Source organism: Coprococcus sp. AF21-14LB, assembly GCF_003458885.1.
Taxonomy (GTDB): Bacteria; Bacillota; Clostridia; order Lachnospirales; family Lachnospiraceae; genus UBA9414.
In genome coordinates this window covers 68,306-77,750 of the sequence record NZ_QRVX01000007.1, presented here as the reverse complement: position 1 = coordinate 77,750, position 9,445 = coordinate 68,306, and the positions used below count along the sequence as shown (strand labels likewise).

9 protein-coding genes, 1 other RNA gene and 1 pseudogene are annotated in these 9,445 nt (G+C 45.3%); all 11 read left to right on the top strand.

Features of this window, described 5'->3' with window-relative positions; translation table 11 throughout:
• Positions 1-312: 312 nt before the first annotated feature.
• The 11 genes and pseudogenes from udk to DWX73_RS03005 all read left to right on the top strand — a co-directional run bounded on the left by udk (position 313) and on the right by DWX73_RS03005 (position 9,430).
• Positions 313-936 carry a uridine kinase gene (gene udk / locus DWX73_RS03050; RefSeq protein WP_118346785.1) on the top strand — a complete coding sequence of 208 codons (624 nt, stop codon included), beginning with the start codon at positions 313-315 and terminating at the stop codon, positions 934-936.
• Positions 937-1,544: pseudogene (locus DWX73_RS03045) on the top strand (thymidine kinase). It begins immediately after the preceding gene.
• A gap of 30 nt (positions 1,545-1,574) precedes the next feature.
• Positions 1,575-2,528, top strand: a complete 954-nt coding sequence (locus tag DWX73_RS03040) for an AAA family ATPase (protein ID WP_118346783.1) — start codon at positions 1,575-1,577, stop codon at positions 2,526-2,528.
• Positions 2,529-2,532: 4 nt separating this feature from the next.
• Complete coding sequence (locus tag DWX73_RS03035; protein WP_118346781.1) at positions 2,533-2,997, top strand: hypothetical protein; 465 nt, start codon at positions 2,533-2,535, stop codon at positions 2,995-2,997.
• Positions 2,994-3,614, top strand: coding sequence for a DUF58 domain-containing protein (locus tag DWX73_RS03030; protein ID WP_158556815.1), 621 nt, complete (start codon positions 2,994-2,996; stop codon positions 3,612-3,614). Before DWX73_RS03035 ends, DWX73_RS03030 begins: the two co-directional genes overlap by 4 nt.
• 1 nt (position 3,615) lies before the next feature.
• Complete coding sequence (locus DWX73_RS03025) at positions 3,616-5,835, top strand: transglutaminase-like domain-containing protein (RefSeq protein ID WP_118346777.1); 2,220 nt, start codon at positions 3,616-3,618, stop codon at positions 5,833-5,835.
• A 20-nt stretch (positions 5,836-5,855) separates the two neighbouring features.
• A non-coding RNA gene (gene ssrS, locus DWX73_RS03020) (6S RNA) lies at positions 5,856-6,039 on the top strand.
• Positions 6,040-6,166: 127 nt separating this feature from the next.
• Positions 6,167-6,547: a hypothetical protein gene (locus DWX73_RS13835; protein ID WP_242996574.1), complete on the top strand. Its 381-nt coding sequence runs from the start codon at positions 6,167-6,169 to the stop codon at positions 6,545-6,547.
• An 80-nt stretch (positions 6,548-6,627) separates the two neighbouring features.
• The gene (locus DWX73_RS13830) at positions 6,628-7,473 is read left to right on the top strand and encodes a SpoIID/LytB domain-containing protein (protein ID WP_242996572.1); all 846 of its coding nucleotides are present in this window, start codon (positions 6,628-6,630) and stop codon (positions 7,471-7,473) included.
• A 107-nt stretch (positions 7,474-7,580) separates the two neighbouring features.
• The gene (locus DWX73_RS03010; protein WP_242996570.1) at positions 7,581-8,375 is read left to right on the top strand and encodes a YihY/virulence factor BrkB family protein; all 795 of its coding nucleotides are present in this window, start codon (positions 7,581-7,583) and stop codon (positions 8,373-8,375) included.
• Positions 8,376-8,425: 50 nt separating this feature from the next.
• The gene (locus DWX73_RS03005; RefSeq protein ID WP_118346773.1) at positions 8,426-9,430 is read left to right on the top strand and encodes an NTP transferase domain-containing protein; all 1,005 of its coding nucleotides are present in this window, start codon (positions 8,426-8,428) and stop codon (positions 9,428-9,430) included.
• The last annotated feature ends 15 nt before the right edge of the window (positions 9,431-9,445 follow it).

Here is a 9,445-nt window from a genome sequence, read left to right as displayed (position 1 = left end):
TCCCTCCTATCCCTTATTATATCATACAATAACATAAAATAACAGCCATAAAAACAGAAAATTTGACATAAAAAAAGCAGGTTTTATGCGACCTGTGAGAACTTTTTTTTAATATTCAACTGTCAAACTCCCGTATATTGTAAAAAACAGAGATGCCGGTAAGATTTCATGGAAGTCTTATCGGCATTATTTCATTTAGCCATTGCGGGACAAAACATCTGCAATCATTGACAGTGCTTTCTGGCGAAGATATAATGAATCTAATCAAATATAAAAGAATTATAAGAAAATACATTTACAGGCGGGAAAAAGATGAAAACAATTATTATTGGAATTGCCGGCGGAACCGGTTCAGGAAAATCTACATTTACAAATAAATTAAAAGATACCTTTCACGAAGACGTGGCGGTACTGTATCACGATAATTACTATCGGGATCAGAGCGATATTCCGTTAGAGGAGCGGAAGAAGACGAATTATGATCATCCGGATGCAATGGAGACAGAGCTTCTTGTGGAGCATTTGCATCAGCTGAAAGAAGGAAAGGCGATTGAATGTCCGGTCTACGATTATACGATGCACACAAGATCGAATCAAGTGATGAAAGTGGAGCCAAAGCGAGTGATTCTTCTGGAAGGAATTCTTGTGCTGGCAGATGAACGACTCCGGGATCTGATGGATGTGAAAGTTTATGTGGAGGCAGATGCGGATGAACGTATTTTGCGCCGGGTAATCAGAGATGTGAAAGAGCGTGGACGGGATATTGAAGGCGTGGTGGAGCAATATCTGACAACGGTAAAGCCGATGCATTATCTCTATGTGGAACCGACAAGAACGACAGCCGATATTGTAATTAACAGCGGAATGAATCCGGTGGCATTTGAACTTGTGAGAAATATGATCCAGAAGATTCTGGATGAGAAAGAGGAAGTATAAATGGGAAAATTATTTTTTCGTTACGGGGCAATGGGAAGCAGTAAGACAGCGAATCTTCTCATGGCGCATTATAATTTTCAGGAACGGGGAAGAAGGCCGATTATTCTGAAACCGAAGATGGATTTGCGGGATGGGGAGAAGATCGTGAAGTCAAGAATCGGTTTACAGGCGTCCTGTACTTTGATCGAAGAGTTTGAGATGAAGGAAGGGGCGTATGATGCAATCCTTGTAGATGAGGCGAATTTTCTGACAGAAGCTCAGGTAGACTGGCTTGCAGAGATCTGTGACACTTATGATATTCCGGTGCTTTGCTACGGACTGAAAACGGATTTTCAGGGAAGATTATTCGAGGTTCTAAGCGTCTTTTGGAATTGGCAGATGCAATCGAGGAGATTCCGACGATCTGCTGGTGTGGAAAGAAAGCGCGTTTTAATGCGCGGATCCGGGACGGCAAGATTGTAAGAGATGGCGAACAGATTATGCTTGGCGCCAATGATATGTATGTGCCGCTTTGCAGGAAGCATTTTATGAGTGGAGAAGTAAAGACTTATGAAAAGGTTGCGGCAGATCTGCCGGGGATTATGCCGGAGCTTACGGAGAAGATGTAAGCGGGGCGGACAGATAGAGGAGGGGAGTATATGAGCCGTGGAATTGAATGTGCAGCAGCGATCATTGGAGAAGTGAAAAAGGCAGTGATTGGGAAGGATGAATGTATTATTAAGGCAATGGCTGCTATTTTGGCAGGCGGACATATTCTGATCGAAGATATTCCGGGAGTTGGAAAGACAACGCTGGCGCTGGCTTTTGCAAAAAGTATGGGGATGACGCAGAAGAGGGTACAGTTTACACCGGATGTTCTGCCGGCAGATCTTACGGGATTTTCTATGTATGATCCGCAGCAAAAGGAGTTTCGTTATCAGCCGGGAGCAGTGCTCTGTAACTTATTTCTTGCAGATGAAATTAATCGGACGTCTCCGAAAACACAGTCAGCGCTTCTGGAAGTAATGGAAGAAGGAACAGTTACGGTCGATGGAAAGACGCGGGAAGTTCCAAAACCATTCCTTGTGATCGCAACTCAGAACCAGATTGGATCAGCAGGAACACAGCCGCTGCCGGAGTCACAGTTGGATCGTTTTATGATTTCTATGACAATGGGGTATCCGGATATTGCAGATGAAATTGAGATGCTCAAAGGGGCTGGAGCAAGAAACCGATTGGATGAGATCCATGCGGTGATCCGAAGAGAAGAACTTCTGGGAATGCAGGAAGAAGTAGAAGAAGTATTTGTTCACGACAGAGTATATGAGTATATTGCAAGACTTGTAAAGGCGACAAGAGAGGAGCCGCTGTTAAAGCTTGGAATTAGTCCGCGCGGGACGATTGCGCTTGTGAAGATGTCCAAAGCCCTTGCCTATCTGCATGGAAGAGAATATTGCATTCCGGCGGATGTGAAGAATGTGTTTCCGCCAGTGGCAGTTCATCGTCTGGTATTATCGCAGCGGGCAAAAGCGGAACAGATGATGGTAGAAGCGATGTTGGAGCAGATTTTGGAAATGGTACCGCAGCCGAAAATGGAGCGGAGAAAAGGATAATCAGATGAGAATTAGGATTCTTTATGGAGCAAGCCTTCTTGTAATGCTCTATCTGAATGTGATGTATCACTGGGAGGCGGGACGGACGCTGCTTGGCGCCATGATTGTCCTGCCTTTTTTGTGTGAAGCGCTGGCGTGGCTTGCGGCGCTTGGAATCAAGGCGGATTTTGTGTGTGCGGCAAAAAGATTTCAGGAAAGCGAGCATAAGAAAGTCTGGCTTCAGATTCGTCCAACCTCAATTCTGACAGCGTTATCCGGAAGAATCCGGGCAGAGATTGAGGTCATTGACAGCGGTCAGAGCTGTCAGAGAAAATGGATCTGGGTTTCCGGGGAGAAAACAGAGCTTTCTGATTTGCTTCAGGAAGGAACAGAACCGGGAGTTGTAACGCTTCGGATAAGAAGAATCCGGACAGAAGATGCAATCGGGCTTGGAATGGGCTGCAGAAGAAACGTGCAGAGTGTTCTGTGACGATATTGCCGGAAATCGTGATTCCGCATCTGGAATTTTCGGAACAGATAAGGAACTTTTTGCTGGACAGTGATACCTTTTCCAAAACGAAGAGCGGAGAAGATGTATCAGAAGTATTTGGACTGAGAGAATACCGTCCGGGTGACAGCTGGCAGAAAGTCCATTGGAAAATGACTGCGCGTCAGGAGCATATCTGGGTAAAAGAATACAGTCTGCCTATTGGAGCATCTATTGTGCTGGCAGCAGAAAACGGAAGGAAAGAAAAGATTCCGGGCAATTTTATCAGGGCATTTGCCTCGTTGGCGTCTGGATTTCTTGTGTATGAATGTCCATGCTATGCTACATGGCGTATGGCAGAAACAGGTCAGATAAAGAGATTCCTTCTGTCAGTTCAGGAAGACTATGATGAAATGCTCACAGTTTTTTTGAAAGACTGTCGGGAAGGAATTGGTAACTGGGATGAAGAGAGCTATCAGGAAGCATTTTCGGAGCGTTATGGGAGATGCCTTGTTTTAAAGGAAGATGGAACGCTTTTTGTTGATGAAGAGAAAGTGTGGTCTGTGGCGATGGAGAAAGCATTCCGGGAACAATTCCTGGAAGCTGTGATTGAGGTGTAATGTGGAGAAAAGGAAATGGACACAATGGCTCCGCATTTTTTGCTATGTAATAGCAGGAGCAATGGGGAGTATGTTTGCAGCAGCAGATGCCCTCGGAATGACAAGGACAAGAGGGAGAATTTGTGAGAAAATTGTCTCCTATGCAAAAAACTGGGAATCTTTGTGGAAGGGGAGTCAGAATCTGCTGGCAGAAGCGCTGCAAAGGATTGAAGGATACTATGCGATTACAATTGATGCGGAAATCATGTCAAAAGCCGGGAGCGGATTTCAGGAGGCAGGTCTTGCCGTGATCGGTATTTTGATGGCGGCTGTGCTTCTGGCAGTCTGCTGTTTTCGGCGTGGAAAATGGATTGGTTACGGAATGCTGACTTTTTGGTTTCTGGCGCCTTTTTGTGTTGGAACGGTAATTCAGGCGGATGCAATGATACTTTTAATTGGTAGTGGAGTCGGAATTTACTGTAGCAGCGCGCGGAAAGGGGAAATGAGCAGATGGCAAAGAGAACTGACAGCGGCGGTTGTAATATGCCTTTCGGTTGGAATTGGCTATCTGTGGCTTCGGGAGCCGATTGTAAAACTGACAGAATCGCCGGAAACATTCCAGAAAGATGTGAAAGCATTTCTGGAACGGAAACGGATAGTGTTAGGAGGCGTTGGTTCCGGGAAAATCGGAGAAGCGGATGAACTTGTGCAGGGGGAGGAAGAACAGCTTCGTCTTATTTGTAATGAAAAACCGAATCAGACGCTGTATTTGCGAGGGTTTGTCGGCGGTGAGTATGAAAATAGTGAATGGAGAAAGAAAAAAATATCTTCTTTAAAAGGAAAGACCGGTCAGGAAGGGGAAGAATTGTTAGCGCATCCATTTGAGCTACTGAAGGAAACGGAGCAAGTGAAGCGTCTGACAGTACAGGTGCAGAAGGCAAATTTGAAATACCGGTATGAACCATATTTTAGCGCTTACGAAGATGCAGTTGTTTATGGAGACAGCTTTGCAGAAGGTGGAGAAAGAACATATGAGACGAAGTTCTGTACTGCTTCTGCGAAAAAAATTTTGGAGAGAAAAGGGCAGGAAGACTACGATGCTGTTGTAGAGAAGACATATCTGGAAGTTCCCGATTCTGTTGCCAGAGGACTTCGCCAGGCAACAGAGGAGACAGCAGGAGATGATGTGGAAGAAATCTGCGGGAAGATTCATACTTACTTGTCAGAGAATACAGCTTATACGTTAAAGCCCGGAAGAACGCCGGTAGGGAATGATAGTGTACTGTATTTTTTGAATGAAAACAAAAAAGGATATTGTATGCATTATGCTGCCGCAGCAGCGCTTTTGCTGCGTCTTCAAAAGATTCCTGCCAGATTTGTCAGCGGATATCTTGTGGAGCCTGGTTTGTTTCAAAAGACAGGAAATGGCTATCAGGTTGTTGTAACCGGAGGTGAGGCTCATGCCTGGGCAGAATATTATGTGGATGGATTTGGCTGGGTGCCCTTTGAGGCGACACCGGGATTTGTAACTGTAACATCCGGAATTGCCGCAGGGATAACAGAGTATGTCCCAAAGGAAGATTCTAATAGTAATGCACCGGAAGGAACGATGCAGGAGACAGAGATTCCGGATCAAGAGTTGGATCAGACAGGGGGACAGACAGAACAACAGGAAGAGCAGAAAGAGGAGCCGGGAACACTTTCGACAGAGATTTCCGGGGAATCGGAGAATCCGGAAAAAATAGAGAAAAACGGTGGAGTTTCGGAGGCGGAACAAGTAAGGATTTCTATTAAGACAGCGCTCTGGTTCAAGATCCTGTTCGGTATGATTGCGCTTCTTTTTGTAGGATTATGTATGGTTACGGGCAATCGGATATACTGGATCTGCCAGATAAGAAAGCACTCGGAAAGCGAAAAAGAGATGGCATGTTATCTCTACGAAAGATTTGGCAATATGATCAAAGATTTTGGATATGACTGGAAAGAATTTGGAGATGCAAAGACATTTGCAGAAGAACTCACAAAGGGATTTCACAGTGTTTCCGAAGTTCAGGCGGAACAGTTTTATGAACTTGCGGAACAGGCGTACTTTGGCGGAAATGAGTTTCAGAAAGAAGAACTGCGCTATATGCAGAAATTATACCGGAAAATCAGAAGAGAAGGGGAAGCAAAAGCAGGTTTCTGGAAAAAAATAAAAAACAAATGGTGGAAAAATTATGATTTAGTTGAAAAATGGAACTGAATCAAGTATAATAGGTTTTAGAAAACCTGGGATGTTCGATACCTCTTGTAATTTTGAACCTACAATACTTTAAACGGGAGACTTATTATCTCTGTAATATGTCATGCCTCCAGGGTATGCGTGGAAGACAGAAAAGCAGATGCGGTCACCCACCTAGCAGAATGCTAGGAGTCAAAATACAGGAGCCGGCATTTTGGGCATCATACAAAAGAAAAAGGCAGTCGCTTTGGCGGCTGTCTTTTCATGTTGGAACGAGGTTTTTGTGTTCGGACGCATAACCGGAAAGCCATTGGACATACAATAAAGAGACAAGAATATAACAGGATATGAGATGAAATTCAAGGAGCAATATATTTATTATGGACTTTGTGCAGTGACGGCGATGCTTCTGATCGTTGCTGTCATCAATAAACGGGAAATGAAGCAGGATCAACTAAGAGAAACGAAGAAGCAGGAACAGAGTCAGGAGCAAAAGAAGGCGGAAGAAAAGGATGTTGGAAACGCAGTGATCCGGGTTCTGATCAAAGGGGAAGGATTTCAGGAAGAACTTCACGAAAAAGTAGGGATTACAGCGCCTGGCGGGCTTGTGATCGAATATGGAGAGGGAAGGGAAGAATTGGAGGCGCAGGCAGTATTTGAGGCTGCCGCTGATCATCCGTATTTTGCATCAGGAGCGATTCGGATCAGCCGCGTCAGCCAGGAGAGAAACTGACAATAACAACACTTGCGCGGGGTTATGGAGTTCCGTCCTATGGAGGAATCATTGAGCTGGTGGCAAATGGAGGGGTAGCAGTGATTAATGAGATACCCTTTGAGGAATATCTCTATGGAGTCGTACCGAGTGAAATGCCTGCGTCCTATGAGATGGAAGCTCTGAAATGTCAGGCAGTCTGCGCCAGAAGTTATGCTTACCATCAGATGCAGGAAATGGCTTATCCGCAATATCAGGCACAGGTGGATGACAGTACAGCGTTTCAGGTATATGGAAATTCAGAAATTCAGCCGTCTGTCATTCAGGCGGTTGATGAGACTGCCGGTCAGAAACTATGGTATCAAGGTCAGGTTGCCGCAGCATATTATTATTCGACATCGTGCGGGATGTCTACAGATATGACTGCCTGGGGCGGCAGTGCGGGAGAGGAAACAGCATATCTGAAGAGCATAAGCATTTCCGGTGAGCAGGGGGATTATGAAAAAGAGCTTCCGTGGTATCGCTGGGAAGCTGCGATTCCCAAAACAGTGCTGTCCGCTTTGATTTCGGAATATGCAGAAACAGATATCGGAAATCTAACGCGTCTGGAAGTTACGGAAAGGGGAGCCGGAGGTGTGGCGCTTGTTCTTGTGGCAGAGGGAGACCGGGGAAGTACGGTCATAGAGACAGAGAATAAGATACGCAGGGCACTTGGCGGCAGTGGATATGAGATTATGAAGCAGGATGGCAATCTGACACCGGCAAGAGACTTGCTGCCGAGTGCTTTTTTTGAGATTGAAGAGCAGCCGGAACAAATCATTCTTCACGGGGGCGGATTCGGTCACGGAATTGGAATGAGCCAGAATGGAGCCAACGAAATGGCAAAGCAGGGAATGGGATATGAGGAAATACTGAAAACATTTTACTGTGGAGTTACCATTGAATAGCAAGAAGAAACATGGTATGATTTGGAAAAAATAAAGGGGGAAACACAAATGTCAAAAAATCTGTTGGAGAAACTGAATCAGCCGGACGCCGCATTGGAGATGACCATGTGGGAGCATATGCGGCACAGTCGGCATATTTTTTCATGTTATCGTTGATTCCGCTTTTACTTTTATTATTGACACTTGTGCAGTATACACCTCTGACAAGGGAAGACATTATGCTTGGAATTGAGACGTTGTTTCCAAGTGCGTCACATTCCGCATCTTCACTGGATACATGGCTGATCTCTATCGTGAATGAAGTCTATAACCAATCAAAAGCAGTTGTTCCGGTTACGGCGCTAGTGGCGTTCTGGTCGGCAGGAAGGGGAGTGCTGGCTTTGACGACAGGGCTTAATTGTATTTATGGGGCGAAGGAAACCCGTAATTATATTTTTCTGAGGATCCGGGCGGCATGTTATACGCTGATGTTTGTTCTGTCGATTATTATTTCTATGCTGCTGCTTGTCTTTGGTAATTCGATCAGTATGTTGATTAATTCTTATGTACCGTTTCTCAAACGAATGACGGATATGGTCATTGGAAGCAGAACGATCATTGCTATGTGTCTGTTTACGCTGCTGTTTGCTATGGTGTATAAGTATCTTCCGAATCACAGGAACAGGGCGGAAAAAAGAAAACAAAAAAGACTGTTTCCGGGAGCAGTTCTGGCGGCAGTCGGCTGGCTTGTGATTTCTTATGTGAGTTCTATTTATGTGGAAGTTTTTCGGGGATTTTCTAATATGTACGGAAGTCTTACAATGATTATTCTGATGATGCTCTGGATGTATTTCTGTCTTTATATGTTGCTGCTTGGCGGCGAGCTGAATGTGTATTTGGAAAGCCTTGACAGAGCAGAATAGATTCTATAGAATGAAATCAGTTTCAGGAAGAAAAGGGGTGTTACAATAGTATGACCCGAACAATAGATGAGATACAGACGAGGAAAACGATTGGAGCTGTGATTACAGCGGACGGAACCGGAGAGCGGGATGGTGCATCCAGGGCGCTTCAGAAGATTCAGGGAATGACTTTGGCAGAATATATTACGGTGAATTTTCAGAGAGCGGGTGTGAAAGATATTGTGATCGTAGCCGGGAGCCGGGAAGAACAGTTGAAAAAGCAGCTGAAGGGATTTGGAGTTACTTTTTTGCAGAATGAATCCTGTGAAGCGGGAAGACAGCCGGAGATGCTGGATTCGGTGAAGACGGGGCTTTCCTATCTGAAGGAAAGATGCAGCAGAGTATTTATCTGTCCGGTGGACGTTCCGTTCTTTCTTCTGGAGACACTGGAACAATTGCTGAGTGAAGAAAAGCCGGTAGTAATACCTTCCTACAACCACAGAGGAGGACATCCGGTACTGTTGGGAGAGGAAATTTTTTCTGATGTAATAAAGTACGAAGGGACAGGAGGGCTGCGAGGGGCGCTCCGGTCTCTCGGACAGAAGCCAGTCTATGTGGAGATGAGAGATCCGGGAACAGTGGAGCCAGTTTTAGAAGACAGTGGAATTCAAGAGACGGTGGCAGAGGCGTACCAAAGGAATTTGAAGCGAGCGCATGTGAAAGTGCAGCTGATCCACACGAAGCCGTATTTTGGTCCGGGAACGGTAACACTGCTTCGACAAATACATAGGCTTGGATCGGTCAGAGAGGCAAGTGAAAGGACAGGAATTTCTTACAGCAAAGCCTGGTCTATGATCCGGACTGCGGAGGAAGAATCCGGGCTTGAACTGGTAAGACGCCGTCCGGGAGGAAAATTCGGCGGAATGGCGGAGGTAACAGATGACTGTCTTGAGCTGATCCGCAAATATGAAGAATTGGAGAAGTCGGCAGAACAGTTTGTGAAAGCGGAGTATCAGAGAATTTTTGGAAAGGATGCCGGGAAAAGAAGAGAAAATCCGGAAAACCCCTTGACATAAGTTTCTGATATAGAT

What these genes read in the sequence shown, in the direction of transcription:
- udk (WP_118346785.1), top strand. Translation starts at nt 313, where the DNA reads ATGAAAACAATTATTATTGGAATTGCCGGCGGAACCGGTTCAGGAAAA.
- DWX73_RS03040 (WP_118346783.1), top strand. Translation starts at nt 1,575, where the DNA reads ATGAGCCGTGGAATTGAATGTGCAGCAGCGATCATTGGAGAAGTGAAA.
- DWX73_RS03035 (WP_118346781.1), top strand. Translation starts at nt 2,533, where the DNA reads ATGAGAATTAGGATTCTTTATGGAGCAAGCCTTCTTGTAATGCTCTAT.
- DWX73_RS13835 (WP_242996574.1), top strand. Translation starts at nt 6,167, where the DNA reads ATGAAATTCAAGGAGCAATATATTTATTATGGACTTTGTGCAGTGACG.
- DWX73_RS03005 (WP_118346773.1), top strand. Translation starts at nt 8,426, where the DNA reads ATGACCCGAACAATAGATGAGATACAGACGAGGAAAACGATTGGAGCT.